General features: G+C 46.8%; 16 protein-coding genes. 10 read left to right on the top strand and 6 right to left on the bottom strand.

Annotation, left to right across the window (positions count from 1 at the left end; genetic code table 11):
* The first annotated feature begins 6 nt into the window (after positions 1–6).
* The 3 genes from sucD (at position 7) to IC571_RS09145 (ending at position 2,366) form a co-directional block, all read left to right on the top strand.
* A complete protein-coding gene (gene sucD, locus IC571_RS09155) occupies positions 7–900 on the top strand; it encodes a succinate--CoA ligase subunit alpha (protein ID WP_215316197.1) in 894 nt (297 codons plus the stop codon).
* Positions 901–986: 86 nt separating this feature from the next.
* Positions 987–1,694, top strand: a complete 708-nt coding sequence (locus tag IC571_RS09150) for a TerC family protein (RefSeq protein WP_215316195.1) — start codon at positions 987–989, stop codon at positions 1,692–1,694.
* A 156-nt stretch (positions 1,695–1,850) separates the two neighbouring features.
* Positions 1,851–2,366, top strand: coding sequence for a pilin (locus IC571_RS09145; protein WP_215316193.1), 516 nt, complete (start codon positions 1,851–1,853; stop codon positions 2,364–2,366).
* 49 nt (positions 2,367–2,415) lie between these two features.
* Here the strand turns inward: IC571_RS09145 and moaC are convergent, their stop codons facing one another.
* Positions 2,416–2,889 carry a cyclic pyranopterin monophosphate synthase MoaC gene (gene moaC / locus IC571_RS09140; protein WP_215316192.1) on the bottom strand — a complete coding sequence of 158 codons (474 nt, stop codon included), beginning with the start codon at positions 2,887–2,889 and terminating at the stop codon, positions 2,416–2,418.
* Between the two features lie 23 nt (positions 2,890–2,912).
* On the opposite strand from moaC, the gene IC571_RS09135 reads away from it, so the two are divergent.
* Complete coding sequence (locus tag IC571_RS09135) at positions 2,913–4,622, top strand: M48 family metalloprotease (protein WP_215316190.1); 1,710 nt, start codon at positions 2,913–2,915, stop codon at positions 4,620–4,622.
* Positions 4,623–4,626: 4 nt separating this feature from the next.
* Here the strand turns inward: IC571_RS09135 and IC571_RS09130 are convergent, their stop codons facing one another.
* From IC571_RS09130 to IC571_RS09110, 5 genes are read right to left on the bottom strand one after another with little or no spacing between them, the layout of a single operon-like run.
* Positions 4,627–5,244, bottom strand: a complete 618-nt coding sequence (locus IC571_RS09130) for a DUF2946 family protein (RefSeq protein WP_215316188.1) — start codon at positions 5,242–5,244, stop codon at positions 4,627–4,629.
* A gap of 5 nt (positions 5,245–5,249) precedes the next feature.
* Positions 5,250–5,684 carry a nuclear transport factor 2 family protein gene (locus tag IC571_RS09125; protein ID WP_215316186.1) on the bottom strand — a complete coding sequence of 145 codons (435 nt, stop codon included), beginning with the start codon at positions 5,682–5,684 and terminating at the stop codon, positions 5,250–5,252.
* Between the two features lie 2 nt (positions 5,685–5,686).
* Positions 5,687–6,745 carry a lipopolysaccharide heptosyltransferase II gene (waaF, locus tag IC571_RS09120; protein ID WP_215316184.1) on the bottom strand — a complete coding sequence of 353 codons (1,059 nt, stop codon included), beginning with the start codon at positions 6,743–6,745 and terminating at the stop codon, positions 5,687–5,689.
* Between the two features lie 49 nt (positions 6,746–6,794).
* Positions 6,795–6,983 carry a zinc-finger domain-containing protein gene (locus IC571_RS09115; protein WP_215316182.1) on the bottom strand — a complete coding sequence of 63 codons (189 nt, stop codon included), beginning with the start codon at positions 6,981–6,983 and terminating at the stop codon, positions 6,795–6,797.
* A gap of 33 nt (positions 6,984–7,016) precedes the next feature.
* A complete protein-coding gene (locus IC571_RS09110) occupies positions 7,017–7,940 on the bottom strand; it encodes a branched-chain amino acid transaminase (protein WP_215316180.1) in 924 nt (307 codons plus the stop codon).
* A 211-nt stretch (positions 7,941–8,151) separates the two neighbouring features.
* On the opposite strand from IC571_RS09110, the gene IC571_RS09105 reads away from it, so the two are divergent.
* Genes IC571_RS09105 through IC571_RS09080 form a run of 6 tightly spaced genes read left to right on the top strand, consistent with a single transcriptional unit; the run spans position 8,152 to position 14,577 of the window.
* Positions 8,152–9,363 (top strand): phosphoglycerate kinase, encoded by a 1,212-nt coding sequence (locus tag IC571_RS09105; protein ID WP_215316178.1) that lies wholly within the window; start codon positions 8,152–8,154, stop codon positions 9,361–9,363.
* Positions 9,364–9,365: 2 nt separating this feature from the next.
* Positions 9,366–10,802: a pyruvate kinase gene (gene pyk / locus IC571_RS09100; protein ID WP_215316176.1), complete on the top strand. Its 1,437-nt coding sequence runs from the start codon at positions 9,366–9,368 to the stop codon at positions 10,800–10,802.
* Positions 10,803–10,860: 58 nt separating this feature from the next.
* Positions 10,861–11,925: a class II fructose-bisphosphate aldolase gene (fba, locus tag IC571_RS09095; RefSeq protein ID WP_215316174.1), complete on the top strand. Its 1,065-nt coding sequence runs from the start codon at positions 10,861–10,863 to the stop codon at positions 11,923–11,925.
* Positions 11,926–11,930: 5 nt separating this feature from the next.
* Complete coding sequence (locus tag IC571_RS09090) at positions 11,931–12,836, top strand: phosphoribosylaminoimidazolesuccinocarboxamide synthase (RefSeq protein ID WP_215316172.1); 906 nt, start codon at positions 11,931–11,933, stop codon at positions 12,834–12,836.
* A gap of 58 nt (positions 12,837–12,894) precedes the next feature.
* Complete coding sequence (gene purE, locus IC571_RS09085; RefSeq protein ID WP_215316170.1) at positions 12,895–13,392, top strand: 5-(carboxyamino)imidazole ribonucleotide mutase; 498 nt, start codon at positions 12,895–12,897, stop codon at positions 13,390–13,392.
* Positions 13,393–14,577 carry a 5-(carboxyamino)imidazole ribonucleotide synthase gene (locus IC571_RS09080; RefSeq protein WP_215316168.1) on the top strand — a complete coding sequence of 395 codons (1,185 nt, stop codon included), beginning with the start codon at positions 13,393–13,395 and terminating at the stop codon, positions 14,575–14,577.

The raw sequence follows: 14,577 nt of genomic DNA, 5'->3' as shown, positions 1-14,577 counted from the left end.
TTCAATATGTCTATTTTGATTAATAAAAACACCAAAGTCATTACACAAGGTATCACTGGTAAGACAGGTCAGTTTCATACTGAAAAATGTCAGGAATACGCAAACGGCAAAAACTGTTTTGTTGCTGGCGTGAATCCAAAAAAAGCTGGCGAATCTATTTTTAATATTCCAATTTATGCAACTGTAAAAGAGGCTGCGCAGCAAACAGGTGCAACCACTTCAGTAATTTATGTTCCGCCTCCTGGCGCAGCTGCAGCGATTTGGGAAGCGGTTGATGCTGATCTCGATTTTGTTATCTGTATTACAGAAGGTATTCCAGTGCGTGACATGCTTGAAGTGCGTAACAAGATGAAAGCTAAAGAAGCAAAGGGCGGCAAAAAGACTTTATTGCTCGGCCCTAACTGCCCTGGAATTATTACTCCCGATGAAATCAAAATCGGCATCATGCCTGGCCATATTCACAAGAAGGGTCGCATTGGTGTTGTAAGCCGCTCTGGTACTTTGACCTATGAAGCTGTTGGTCAATTGACTGCAATCGGTTTGGGTCAATCTACTGCTGTTGGTATTGGCGGCGACCCTATTAACGGTCTTAAGCATATTGATGTAATGCGCATGTTTAACGAAGATCCAGAGACAGATGCTGTTATCATGATCGGTGAAATCGGCGGTCCAGACGAGGCTGAAGCAGCCCGCTGGTGCAAAGAGAACATGAAGAAGCCTGTAGTTGGCTTCATCGCTGGTGTTACTGCTCCTCCAGGCAAACGTATGGGCCATGCAGGCGCATTGATTTCTGGTGGTGCTGATACTGCAGATGCCAAGCTTGCCGTAATGGAGGAGTGCGGTTTCAAGGTAACGAAGAACCCATCTGAAATGGCTGCGCTATTAAAGGCAATGTTGTAATTAAAAAAGGGCGCTGCAAACACGGCGCCCTTTTTGTAGTATTTGAAGTGTTGCAAATAAAAAGATAAATACAGTAGGGAGACATAATGGATTTTTCAGCATTCTCGGGCCCAGCATTTTGGGCTGCACTTTTATCAATCATTGTTGCCAACATCTTATTATCGGGAGATAACGCGGTGGTGATCGCTTTGGCATCGCGTAATTTGCCGGCACATCAGCAAAAGAAAGCAATCTTTTGGGGTAGTGCTGCAGCGATTATTTTGCGTGTTGTGCTTACCGTTACAGCAGTTCAACTGCTTACATTGCCTTATTTAAAGATTATTGGTGCGGTTTTATTGGTCTATATCGGAGTGCAGTTGCTGGCTGATAGTGATGATGAAGGAGAAATGGAAGGCAGCGCTAATATTTGGGGCGCCATCCGCACTATCTTGGTGGCTGACCTGGTAATGAGTTTGGATAACGTGTTGGCCGTAGCGGCTGCTGCTCAAAAGGGCCCAGAGGAGACGCGTTTAGCTTTGCTGATTATTGGCCTTGGTTTATCGATTCCATTGATTATTTTTGGTAGCACGATGTTGCTAAAAGTAATGGATCGCTTCCCGATCATCATCACATTGGGAGCTGGCTTATTGGGTTTATTAGCCGGCGGAATGTTGGTGGAAGATCCGGCAATTAAAGAATCTATGCAAGCGGCATTTGAAGATGCGCACATGATCTTTGAGGGCATTGGTGTGGCTATCGTTATTTTGCTAGGCTCATACTTAAAGAAGAAAAATGCTAAGAAAGAATCTCATTAAAGGGATTCAATTAAGAGACTTAATAAAGCGTAATTCGTTTCTGAATTCAAAATCAGATAAAGCCGGCTTCAATAGCCGGCTTTTTTATTTTCAGTTGCCTTGTTTAAAGGAGGTATAGACTGGAATATGAGGTATTTGACCTCAGGAGCAGAAGATATGAAATTAAATAGAGAAACACAAGCGGCACAGGATCATCGCGAGGCAGGATTTACGCTCATTGAAGTGATGGTTGTAGTTGCCATTATTGGTATCCTAGTTGCGGTAGCAGTGCCGCAGTATCAAGACTATATTGCGCGTACTCGCGTTGTAGAGGGGATGAATTTGTCATCCAGTGCAAAGCTTGCAGTAACTGAGGCGTTTGCCAGTCGAGGCACTGTACCAATGGATGAAGCCACTCACGGTTCTTTTACCTTTTCGCCTACTCGAAGCGTGAAGCTAATTGAAATTACGCCATCGGGCGCGATTGCAATTGACTATCAAGTTAATGTGGCGCCAGAAGGCAAAAATACTTTGCATCTTGTGCCCACCAATGAACCAGATGCGAATTCACCGAAGCCGATTGATCTATCTATGCCAGAAGGTGCAACTTGGGCTGGAGGTTGGTCTTGTAGGTCAACTCAAACCAATTTAATACCGCAGTTGTTGCCCTCAGAGTGCAGAATCACCAAATAAGGTTTTGAGCGAAAGTGAACCACCTAGGCAGGTGGTTCATATAAGTATATTAGGCCTTCCAGTCGCCAGACTTGCCACCACTCTTCTCAAGTAGCTTTACCTCGCCTATCACCATTCCTCGGTCAACTGCTTTGCACATGTCATAAATTGTGAGTAGGGCGACTTGAACTGCAGTGAGGGCCTCCATTTCAACACCAGTTGGTCCCGTAGTTTCCGCCCTAACTTGGCAGTGGATGCTATTGGTTTTTGGGTCTGGAGCAAATTCGAGGCTGACATGGGTTAGCGCTAGTGGGTGGCAGAGTGGAATTAAATCAGAGGTTTTTTTGGATGCTTGTATGCCTGCAATTCTGGCGATGCCAAGAACATCACCCTTTTTGTGGGTGCCACCCTCGACCATTTTGAAGGTCTCTGAGAGCATCGTAATTTGGCCTATTGCGATTGCAATGCGATGGGTATGGGGCTTATCTCCCACATTTACCATATGGGCTTGGCCACTGGCATCAAAATGAGTTAGTTTGTTCATGGGATAAGTTTTACCATATAGGGATGAAGGAAATAAAGTCAGGACAAAATACCGCAATTTGGCGCCGCATGGTGGCGGGTCAGCTTGTGTTGGCCTTGTGGTGTTCTTACGCTTCCCCTGCTTATTCTGCTGGCGCCGCTCCCGCGGGTGATGTGTCGGTAGAGGGTAATTCAGCGGCGATTCAGAATATTAATCGTGCCATGCAATCTCCGGATGCGCGCCCCACGAATGCTCCAACCCGCAGCGGTCTACAAAGTCAGCCTGCGATCGTCTTACCAGATATGGGTGATCCTGGCGGTGATGCGCTAAGTCGAGTAGATGAGCGAAAGTATGGCGAAATGATCATGCGCCAAATTCGTCCTGATGCAGATTATTCAAATGATTTGCCTATTTACGACTACCTCAACCAGATGGAGAGGCGTCTATTGCAGGCTGCTAAAAAGTTACAGCTTGGGGGCGCTAATGAGCAAGGTAGTGGAGCCTACAATTTTGAATTATTTGCGGTGAAAGACAGCAGCATTAATGCGTTTGCATTGCCTGGCGGATTTATTGGCTTTCATACCGGATTGATTGTGAGCGCAGAGTCAGACTCTGAAGTTGCTTCGGTAATGGGTCATGAAACGGGTCACGTATTGCAGCGCCACTTGGCCAGACAGATGGACAAGCAGACTACCAATACGATGATTGCGATTGCTGGTATGGTGTTGGGCGCTTTAGCAATGTCGCGTAATCCTCAGGCTGCAGCAGGTTTAATGCAGGGTGGTCAAGCCGCTGCTATTAATAATCAACTTTCTTATTCCAGGGATGCGGAGCGAGAAGCGGATCGTATTGGCTTTCAGATTTTGGATGCCAGTGGATATGACGTCAATGGTGCTCCCGGATTTTTCCAGCGCTTGCAAAAAGCGACTGGCATTATGGATAAAGGTGTTCCTGCTTATGTTCGTACTCACCCGCTTACAACGGATCGTATTGCAGATATGCAAGATCGGGCGCGTACTGTTCCGGCACGCAATGTCCCCACTGCTGTGGAGTTTTATTTCATTAAGGCGCGAGCTCGCATGGAGCAGGCGGGTACATCTAGTGGCCTTTACGACTTAAAAAATACTTTTGATAGCCTTAGTAAGCAGCCTCAAGTGGGCAAACAAATGGAAGGTTTCTACGGCTTGGCTTTAATCGCGCAGCGACAGGGCAAGTGGGATCAAGCCGAGTCCGATCTTCAGCAAGCACGCAATTTAGCTCAGAAAGCCAGCGCACCAGGATCTCCAATTCAGCGACAAAGTTTGTCTCTCGAAATCACAGCCTCTGAATTGGCTTTGGCAAAAGGAAGAAATGAAGAGGCATTGCAAATTGCCCAGAATGCATTGCGCGCCTATCCTCAGTCATATGCTGCCGGTGCTGCAATGGTCAATGCTGAACTCAAGATGGGACGCACTACCGATGCGATTGCCTGGTTAAAAGCGCGTACGCGTTCACAACCCAATGAAATCCTGTGGTGGAGCATGCTATCCAATGCTTATGATCAAGCAAAGAATGTGCCTATGCGTCACTTTGCTTTGGGTGAGAAATATGCTTTAGAGGGCGCCTGGCCATCCGCAATAGAGCAGCTTAAGATTGCGCGCAATGCCGGCGGTGCTGATTTTTATCAAAGTTCCAGTATTGATGCCCGCCTGCGGGAAATGCAGCGGCAGTATCGAGATGAATTAAAAGATCAGGGAAAGCAATTCCCGGGCTAGCTTATTAAAGTGGTTCCGGGTCTTTGATAAAGCCAAACCGCTCGCTCAACTCCGAAGAGTGAATGGGATCCAGTGCAAGCTGCCTGCCTTGCCAATTCCATGAACCCCCAAAACTGCAGGCTTCCTCACGTAATTTAGCAAGCTCGGAAAACTGATCCAAGTCATGGTCATGCAGTAAAGCAACGCTAGTGCAATCTTCTGTCTTGAACTCTTGAGTTGTCAGATCTATACAAATACTTTGTTTGACTGAACCAGCGATGTAAATATTTCCTTGTTCATCGCTCAAAGCAGATGTTGGACTTATTTCAGTGTGGCACTGCGTGACTATTTTTTGCGCATCATTACTAGGAATAATTCGCGCAATCCAAGGGGCAATACTCAAGCTAATAAATACTCGTTGCGGACCATTTTGGAAAAAGTATCTTCCTAAGTCATCGCAAGCGTAATTTCGGTAAATAAATTCTTTAAGAGCGGTGTGTTCAATCACCTGACCTGGCAATCCATTTTGTTGCGCAAATTCATCCCGCATCCGCCATTGACCTCTACGGTCTAAGGAAAGCCAGCCGTAGCAATCTGGCACATTAGGCCATTTAATGAGTGAGCGTAAAACTTGCTCATCCATAGTGATTAGTGCAGACCGTGAGGTGTAGAAGGTGCGTCGTAGGTGTCGTCGGTTGAGCGGCTGGCATGTAAATGCGCAATACGCCAACCTTGGTTATCTTGTAACAGTACAAGCGTGATATTCAGGAAAAACTCAGCTTCAATTTGATCCGCCCTGAAATGAACCGCTTCAGTGGTGTCATAAACTGCAGCACCCAAAATGGAGTGACTGATACAGGCGATGGGTTCTAAAAATAAGGCTTGCTTAGAAAGCAATCTTTCTAGACCGTCCCGAATTTCAGCATGCCCACTCAGACGATGACCCTCTGGCAGTACGCAGGTAATGGAATCATCATCCAACCAAATTGCTAGTGCTCCTTGAACATCGCGATGACGAAGGGCGTCACGCCAAGCATCAACTACTTCATCGGCATTATGAAAAAGTCTAGCGAGTTTGGTCATAGCTAGTTTCCTGTAGGCTGTAGCAAGGTATTCAGTGTAGCGAATACTTGTTGCGGAAGGATGTCATTTAGGCACTTTAGATGGCCAAGAGGACATTCTTTTTTATGGCAAGGGCTGCATGGGAGATTGAGCCAAATCACTTTGGCCTTTTCTGATAAGGGCGGAGTGTGCGAGGGATCGCTTGAGCCAAAAATAGCTACTTGAGGTGTTTTGAGAGCGGCAGCGATGTGCATCAACCCAGAGTCATTGCTAACAACGGCTTTAGCCATTCCAATTAATGCGATAGCTTCATCGAGCGATGTCTTGCCGCACCAATTATGAATTTTTGTTGGGCTTTGGGATTGCTGAAGTATTTCTTCGGCTAGAGGTTGATCTCCCTTGCTACCCAGAAGAATGATGCTTGCATTCGGATGATCATGTGCAAGATTATTTGCTAGTGCTGCAAAGTGAGAGGCTGGCCAGCGTTTGCTTGGACCGTACTCAGCACCTGGACAAAGTACAAAAATCGAATTGGGATCAAGATGGGCATCTAACAGTTTTTTGTCAGTAGATTGTTTAGCATCCGATGAAACATTTAACTTTGGTTGAGGCGCATTAACTGCATTTGCCGATAATGCCCCCTCATCCGATAGCAGTTGGCTCAGAGCTAGATAGTGATCCACCATGGGCGGGCGATTTACTTTGCCTGGGTTATCAAGCGCTATATTAATTAAGCCATAGCGTAATTCACCACGATAGCCAATGCGAAACGGAATATTTGCCAACCAAGGGATCAGTGCCGACTTCAAACTGTTTGGTAGCACAAAACAAGCTTGATAGTTTTTTGCTTGAAGATCTTTTGCTAACTGCTTGCGTAATCCCCACTGCAATTGTTTATGCTGAAAATCGGCCTCGATGACTTCATTGACTTCGGTGCATGCACGATAAATTGGCGCAACCCACTTGCTGGCAAGAATATCAATTGTGGAATCTGGATATTGAGCCTTTAGGGTGGCCAATAGCGGTTGTGTCATGACCGCATCCCCGATCCAGTTTGGGGCGATGATCAGAATACCTTGCATGAGATGTATCCCGACTCAGCACCCCTTAATGAATGGGTGCTGATACGAATCAGTGTCCGTGTGGCTCAGTGCCAGGAATGAGTTTGTACTCAGCGCCACAGTACGGACACTTTGCTTCCCCGGTCTTTGTGATATCCAAAAAGACGCGTGGATGAGAGTTCCATGCAGGCGTTTTATTTGTAGGGCAATGTAAAGGAAGATCTTTACCGTCGACCATCACAGCTTGAGATTGAGTCATCACTTGCTTTCTAGGAGTTAAATAGGGTTGAGCTTATTTAACGAAGGTGAGCCAAGATTTGTACTTATCATTTCTGCCATAAACAGCATCGAAGTAAGTCTTCTGGATTTTTTCAGTAATCGGGCCGCGTTTGCCATCACCAATCGTGCGATCATCAAGTTCGCGGATTGGAGTTACCTCGGCAGCAGTGCCCGTAAAGAAGGCTTCGTCGGCGGAATACACTTCATCGCGCGTTAGGCGTTTCTCGCGTACTTCATAGCCAAGATCTTTAGCAATCTGAATGATGGAGTCACGGGTGATGCCATCTAGGCAAGAGGCTAAGTCTGGTGTGTAAACAATGCCGTTACGAACCATAAAGAGGTTTTCGCCAGAACCTTCTGAAACGTAACCTTCGGTATCGAGCAACAATGCCTCATCGTATCCATTGGCAGTTACTTCTTGATTGGCCAAAATGGAGTTGATGTAATAACCAGAGGCTTTAGCGCGGACTAAGGAAGAATTGACAAAGTGACGCGTAAAAGAAGAGGTCTTAACCCGAATACCTTTGTTAATGCCATCTTCACCTAAATAAGCACCCCATTCCCAGGCGGCGATTGAAGTGTGAATGCTGTTGCCCTTGGGAGAGATACCTAGCTTTTGCGAGCCAATAAAGATAATCGGACGGATATAGCAAGCCTCAAGCTTGTTGCTATTAATGACATCAATAATGCCCTTGCTAATCTCTTCAGGGCTATATGGCATGCTCATTTGGAAGATTTTGGTGCCATTGAATAGGCGCTTGACGTGCTCTGGCAGGCGAAAAATGGCGGTTCCTTGAGAGGTTTTATAGGCACGAATACCCTCAAATACGCCCATTCCATAGTGCAGGCTGTGGGTTAATACGTGAACATTAGCTTCGCGCCAAGGAATCAGCTTCCCATCGGACCAAATAAAACCATCGCGGTCGGACATCGACATTTTTTCTACCTTTTGTGTCTATAGGCTATCTGTAAATAGCGGATTAATCGGGGCGCCAGGCCAGGCGGTCTATGACCATTTGGCTCGAGGTGCGTCCAAGCCTCTATTGTAGAGCAGGCGACCCCATTTGTAGGTAAGGACCTAGGGGGTTGTAGGGCGGGACGATTTAGAATGGAGTATTCCCCATAAACCACCATATTTAGCCTATCTCATGCCTGAATCCTTATTTAAAGTGAAGCGTTTAAGCGAATTAGCCCAATCGGGCCAATTAAAGGGTAAGCGAGTACTGATTCGCGCCGACCTAAACGTTCCTCAAGATGACGCTGGCAATATTACCGAGGACACCCGTATTCGCGCATCAATGCCTGCTGTACAGATGTGTTTGGATGCGGGTGCTGCTGTGATGGTGACATCCCACTTGGGTCGCCCTACTGAAGGTCAATTTAAGCCTGAGGATAGTCTGGCACCAGTTGCGGATCGGATTGCGACATTGTTAAATCGTAAAGTGCCTTTGATTAGTGATTGGGTTGAAGGTGGATTTGAGGTGAATCCAGGCGAAGTAGTTCTCCTGGAAAATTGCCGCTTAAATGTCGGTGAAAAAAAGAACAACGATGAGCTGGCGAAAAAAATTGCCGCGCTTTGCGATGTTTATGTAAATGATGCTTTTGGAACTGCGCATCGTGCTGAAGCTACTACCAATGGTGTGGCGAAGTTTGCTCCAGTCGCTTGCGCGGGGCCATTAATGGCTGCTGAATTAGATGCATTAAGTCGTGCGCTTGCAAGTCCTAAGCGCCCACTGGTGGCGATTGTTGCGGGTTCAAAAGTATCTTCCAAGTTAACCATCTTGAAGGCGCTCTCTGAAAAAGTGGATGAGTTGATTGTTGGTGGTGGTATTGCCAATACATTCATGCTGGCCAAGGGTCTTCCGATTGGCAAGTCTTTAGCAGAGCCCGATTTGGTAAATGAAGCTAAAGAGATTATGGATCTCATGGAAAAGCGCGGAGCTCATGTGCCCATCCCGGAAGATGTGGTGGTTGCGAATGAACTTTCACCATTGGCACGTGCAAACCGAGTGCCAGCAGACCAAGTTGCTGAAGACGACATGATTTTGGATATTGGGCCTAAGACTGCTGCACGACTTTCTATCATGCTTGCTCATGCTGGAACCATTGTATGGAATGGACCGCTAGGCGTATTTGAGATTGATCAGTTTGGCGGCGGCACAAAAATGTTGGCTGCAGCAATTGCGCATTCTCCTGCGTTCTCGATTGCTGGGGGTGGCGATACCTTAGCAGCGATTGCTAAATACGGTATTGAAAATCAAGTAGATTACATCTCCACCGGCGGTGGCGCGTTCCTAGAATTTTTAGAAGGTAAAACACTCCCGGCCTTTGCGGTGCTAGCCGAAAGAGCGAAAGAATAAATATGCTCAGAGCAACCAAAATTATTGCGACCTTAGGCCCTGCTTCTGAAAAGCCAGAAGTTTTGCGCGAGATGATTCGCGCGGGCGTCGATGTCGTGCGTATGAATTTTTCCCATGGAACTGTTGCCGACCACAAGGCACGTCATGATTTAGTACGCAGTATTTCTGCTGAAGTGGGCAAGGAAGTTGGCATCATGGCCGATTTACAGGGGCCGAAGATTCGCGTGGGCAAATTTGCTGACACCAAAATTTTGCTCAAAGAGGGCGATAAATTTACCTTGGATGTAGATTGTGAGTTGGGCAATCAGGATTGTGTTGGCTTGGATTACAAAGAGCTACCAAATGATGTGAAGCAGGGCGATCGACTGTTATTAAACGATGGCCTAGTGGTATTGCGAGTTGAAGGCGTTCAGGCTGGCAAAATTTTGACGCTGGTTGAGCAGGGCGGACCACTCTCCAATAACAAAGGCATTAATCGTGCGGGTGGTGGTCTAACTGCTCCTGCGCTAACCGAAAAAGATATCGCCGATTTAGATGCAGCGATTGCCATGGGCGTCGACTTTTTAGCTATTAGCTTCCCTAAAGATGGCGCCGATATGGCTTATGCCCGTAAGCTTGCTGATGCGGCCAGCAAAAAGCACGGTGTTGGTAAGGTGAGAACGATTGCCAAAGTAGAGCGTGCTGAAGCTATTGAGTCAGGGGCACTGAAAAGTATTATTGCTGAGAGTGACGGCATTATGGTGGCCCGTGGCGATCTTGCGATTGAAGTGGGCAACGCTGCAGTACCTGCTTTACAAAAGCGCATGATTGCTTGGGCGCGAGAGGCTGATAAGTTCACCATCACCGCAACGCAAATGATGGAGTCGATGATTAATGCTCCAGTACCAACCCGCGCCGAGGTAAGTGATGTGGCTAATGCGGTGCTCGATGGCACTGATGCAGTAATGCTCTCAGCGGAGTCTGCGGCCGGTATGTATCCAGTGCAAACTATTAAAGCAATGGCAGAGATTTGTGTAGAAGCCGAGAAATCCGATCGCGTCCAATTGGATACAGACTTCCTAGATCAAACATTTACACGCATTGATCAAACAATTGCTTTAGGCGCTTTATTTACTGCCCATCACCTTAATGCGGATGCGATTGCCGCTTTAACAGACTCAGGATCTACTGCAATATGGATGAGTCGTCATAACATTCATGTGCCAATCTTTGCCTTGACCTCCAAGATCGCAACGCAGCGCGCCTTAAGTACGTATCGCAATGTCACCCCCATTGGTTTGGATTACACCAAGGATCGAGATACCGCTTTACAAGAAGTTGAAGCCTGCTTAAAAGGTTTGGGTGCGGTGAAGCAAGGCGATACGGTAGTGCTTACCTCTGGGGAGCCTATGGGCGAACCAGGCGGCACGAATACTCTCAAGATTATTCATGTCAAATAAACCAACATCATCATTATTGAATTACAACCTTAAATCTATTTCAAATTAAGAGAACAACATGGCTTTAGTATCTTTACGACAACTTTTGGATCATGCCGCTGAAAACGGTTACGGCTTGCCGGCATTTAATGTGAATAACTTGGAGCAAGTAACTGCGATTATGGAAGCCGCTAACGAGGCGGATTCTCCAGTCATCATGCAGGCGTCTGCAGGCGCCCGTAAATATGCTGGTGAGGCATTCTTGCGTCATTTGATCTCTGCAGCTGTTGAGGCCTACCCACATATTCCAGTGGTGATGCACCAAGATCATGGCCAAAGTCCGGCAGTCTGTATGGCGGCGATTAAGAGTGGCTTTACTAGTGTGATGATGGATGGTTCATTAGAGGCAGATGGTAAGTCAGTAGCTAGTTATGAATACAACGTGGATGTTTCTAAAGAGGTTGTTAAGTTTTCTCACTCAATTGGCGTGACGGTTGAAGCAGAACTTGGAGTCTTAGGTTCGCTAGAGACTATGAAGGGCGACAAAGAAGATGGTCATGGCGCAGATGGCATGATGACTCGGGAGCAATTGCTGACTGACGTCGAGCAGGCAGCTGACTTTGTTAAAGCAACCCAGTGCGACGCATTGGCAATTGCGATTGGTACCAGTCATGGCGCGTACAAGTTCACCAAAAAGCCTACGGGCGATATTTTGGCGATTGACCGTATTAAAGAAATTCATGCGCGCATTCCTAATACGCATTTAGTCATGCATGGCTCCTCCAGCGTTCCTCAAGAACTGCTCGCGGAGATTCGTGAGTTTGGTGGTGATATGAAAGAAACGTACGGTGTACCCGTTGAAGAGATTCAAGAGGGCATTAAGAATGGGGTACGCAAAATCAATATTGATACCGATATTCGTCTAGCAATGACGGGCGCTATTCGTCGCTACTTATTTGAAAACCCAAGCAAGTTTGATCCACGTGATTATTTGAAGCCAGCTCGTGAAGCTGCCAAGAAAGTCTGTATTGCTCGCTTTCAAGCTTTTGGTTCTGCTGGTCAAGCATCTAAGATTAAGCCTATTCCATTAGAAAAAATGGCCGAGTTATATAAGAGCGGTAAGTTAGCTCAGATCGTGAAGTAATTGATATGCCAGCTCTTTACGCCACCTCTATCAAGTCTTTGCCCCTCCTTTCTAAAGGAAAAGTGCGTGATGTATATGCACTGGGTGATGACAAATTATTGATGATTACTACCGATCGTTTGTCCGCATTTGATGTCGTCATGGGTGAACCTATTCCAGAGAAGGGTATCGTCCTCAATCAAATGGCCAATTTCTGGTTTGATAAGCTGGGAAAGGTTATTCCTAATCATTTAACTGGGATTGATCCTGCGACTGTTGTTGCTCCTGATGAAGTTGATCAGGTTCAAGGTCGTGCTGTGGTTGCCAAGCGCTTGAAACCTATTTTGGTTGAAGCGGTTGTGCGTGGCTACCTTGCTGGTAGCGGTTGGAAAGATTACAAAGAGACTGGTAAGGTGTGCGGTATTGCATTGCCTGCTGGTCTGGAAAATGCTCAAAAATTGCCAGAGCCTATCTTTACCCCCGCAGCAAAAGCGGAGGTGGGCGAGCACGATGAAAATATTTCTTTTGAAAAAGTGGTTGAGTTGATTGGTGAAAAATTAGCAAACCAAATTCGTGATATCAGTATTCGCTTATATAAAGAGGCTTCCGAATATGCGGCGACGTGCGGCATCATCATTGCCGATACCAAGTTTGAATTTGGTCTAGACGATGCTGGGCAGCTGGTACTCATGGATGAAATCTTGACTGCGGACTCTTCTCGTTTTTGGCCTGCTGAAACCTATTACGTTGGCTCAAATCCGCCGTCTTATGACAAGCAATTTGTGCGTGATTGGCTGGAGACTGCCCAGGTCAACGGTAAGTTATGGCCCAAGACAGCCCCAGCTCCTCAACTGCCTGCTGAAGTCATCAAAAAGACTGCTGAGAAATATCGCGAGGCCCTTACTCGCCTGACCCAGGGATCTCGGGGATAATAGAGCCCCTGAGGGTCTTAAAGGGCCCTAAAGGCATGGAAGTGATTTGGAGAGCTAAATGAGCAAAAAGTCAGTGGTCGGAATCGTGATGGGGTCCAATTCAGATTGGGACACGATGCAGCACGCTGCTCAAATGCTGGAGCAATTTGGCGTAGCTCACGAAGCTAAGGTGTTATCAGCCCATCGCATGCCTGACGATATGTTTCAGTATGCAGAAAATGCCCAAGCAAATGGCTTGCAAGCGATTATTGCTGGTGCTGGTGGCGCTGCCCACTTGCCTGGCATGTTGGCATCCAAGACGATTGTTCCAGTGTATGGCGTTCCTGTTGCCAGCAAGTATTTGCGTGGCGAAGACTCTTTATATTCGATTGTGCAAATGCCTAAAGGAATTCCCGTTGCTACTTTCGCGATTGGTGAAGCTGGTGCTGCGAATGCGGCTTTGCATGTAATAGCCGGTTTGGCTTTGCATGATGCCGACTTGGCAAAACGTTTGGAAGAGTTTCGTATTAAACAGTCTGATGCAGCGCGTTCAATGAATTTGCCGGGATATAACTAGATGGCAGATCGCATGGAACCCATTTTGCCGGGTTCGTATTTGGGAATTCTAGGTGGTGGTCAGTTGGGGCGAATGTTTACGCAGGCTGCTCAAGCTATGGGCTATAAAGTTTGCGTGCTCGATCCAGGCCCCGATAGTCCTGCTGGCTCAATTGCAGAGAAATTTATTCAAGCCGACTACACAGACTCTGCCGCCTTAAAAGAGATGGCTGCTTTGTGCGCGGCGGTGAGCACTGAATTTGAAAATGTCCCAGCTCAAGCGCTTGATGAGTTAGAGGCATTAGGTGCTTTTGTAGCGCCACGCAGTAGTTGCGTTTCTTTAGCCCAAAATCGCATTGCTGAAAAGAATTTTCTAGCTACCTGGAAGTCTGAGACCAATATTGGACCAGCACCCAATTTCGTGATTGAGCATGATGCTGATATTGCTCATGTACCCAAAGATTTATTTCCTGGAATCCTCAAGACAGCTCGCATGGGCTATGACGGCAAAGGTCAAATTACCGTTCCTGCCACAGAACAATTAACTGATGCTTGGGCAGAGTTGGGTAAGGTTCCTTGTGTATTAGAAAAGCGCATGGAATTGGACTTCGAGGTTTCTGCTTTGGTGGCACGAGGCTATGACGATTCAGTCGTTGCATATCCAGTCTCACAAAATGTTCATCGTGATGGAATTCTGCATACCTCGACAGTGCCTGCACCTTCGCTAAAACCAGCGCAAGAGAAAAAAATTATTGATGCCGCCAAAGCGCTGATTCGGAAGATTGATTACGTCGGCGTATTGTGTGTTGAATTCTTTGTTTTGAAGAATGGCGATATCGTTGCTAATGAAATCGCACCTAGACCCCATAATTCAGGGCACTACACCATGGATGCTTGCGTGAGCAGCCAGTTTGAGCAACAGGTTAGGGCAATGGCTCGACTTCCTTTGGGTGATACCCGACAGTTGGCCCCCGTTTCGATGTTAAATCTCTTGGGCGATCTTTGGTTTAGCGGTAATGAAGACCAAGCAAAAGAGCCAGCGTGGAATAAGGTGCTTGCACATCCGGATGCCAAATTACACCTCTATGGGAAGTCAGCGCCACGCGTTGGTAGAAAAATGGGCCACATCAATTGTTTGGGTGAGGCGCTAAATGAGGCTCGTCAAAATTGTGCTGCTGTCGCCACTGAGTTAGGCATAGAACCCTAG

The organism is Polynucleobacter sp. MWH-UH2A, from assembly GCF_018687195.1.
Classification (GTDB): domain Bacteria; phylum Pseudomonadota; class Gammaproteobacteria; order Burkholderiales; family Burkholderiaceae; genus Polynucleobacter.
The sequence above is the reverse complement of the archived record's forward strand: the minus strand, read 5'-3'. Positions and strand labels throughout refer to the sequence as shown.

Bases quoted from the DNA above. Each gene is read 5' to 3' on its own strand.
- sucD (WP_215316197.1), top strand. From the start codon at position 7: ATGTCTATTTTGATTAATAAAAACACCAAAGTCATTACACAAGGTATC.
- IC571_RS09150 (WP_215316195.1), top strand. From the start codon at position 987: ATGGATTTTTCAGCATTCTCGGGCCCAGCATTTTGGGCTGCACTTTTA.
- IC571_RS09145 (WP_215316193.1), top strand. From the start codon at position 1,851: ATGAAATTAAATAGAGAAACACAAGCGGCACAGGATCATCGCGAGGCA.
- moaC (WP_215316192.1), bottom strand. From the start codon at position 2,889: ATGAACAAACTAACTCATTTTGATGCCAGTGGCCAAGCCCATATGGTA.
- IC571_RS09135 (WP_215316190.1), top strand. From the start codon at position 2,913: ATGAAGGAAATAAAGTCAGGACAAAATACCGCAATTTGGCGCCGCATG.
- IC571_RS09130 (WP_215316188.1), bottom strand. From the start codon at position 5,244: ATGGATGAGCAAGTTTTACGCTCACTCATTAAATGGCCTAATGTGCCA.
- IC571_RS09125 (WP_215316186.1), bottom strand. From the start codon at position 5,684: ATGACCAAACTCGCTAGACTTTTTCATAATGCCGATGAAGTAGTTGAT.
- waaF (WP_215316184.1), bottom strand. From the start codon at position 6,745: ATGCAAGGTATTCTGATCATCGCCCCAAACTGGATCGGGGATGCGGTC.
- IC571_RS09115 (WP_215316182.1), bottom strand. From the start codon at position 6,983: ATGACTCAATCTCAAGCTGTGATGGTCGACGGTAAAGATCTTCCTTTA.
- IC571_RS09110 (WP_215316180.1), bottom strand. From the start codon at position 7,940: ATGTCGATGTCCGACCGCGATGGTTTTATTTGGTCCGATGGGAAGCTG.
- IC571_RS09105 (WP_215316178.1), top strand. From the start codon at position 8,152: ATGCCTGAATCCTTATTTAAAGTGAAGCGTTTAAGCGAATTAGCCCAA.
- pyk (WP_215316176.1), top strand. From the start codon at position 9,366: ATGCTCAGAGCAACCAAAATTATTGCGACCTTAGGCCCTGCTTCTGAA.
- fba (WP_215316174.1), top strand. From the start codon at position 10,861: ATGGCTTTAGTATCTTTACGACAACTTTTGGATCATGCCGCTGAAAAC.
- IC571_RS09090 (WP_215316172.1), top strand. From the start codon at position 11,931: ATGCCAGCTCTTTACGCCACCTCTATCAAGTCTTTGCCCCTCCTTTCT.
- purE (WP_215316170.1), top strand. From the start codon at position 12,895: ATGAGCAAAAAGTCAGTGGTCGGAATCGTGATGGGGTCCAATTCAGAT.
- IC571_RS09080 (WP_215316168.1), top strand. From the start codon at position 13,393: ATGGCAGATCGCATGGAACCCATTTTGCCGGGTTCGTATTTGGGAATT.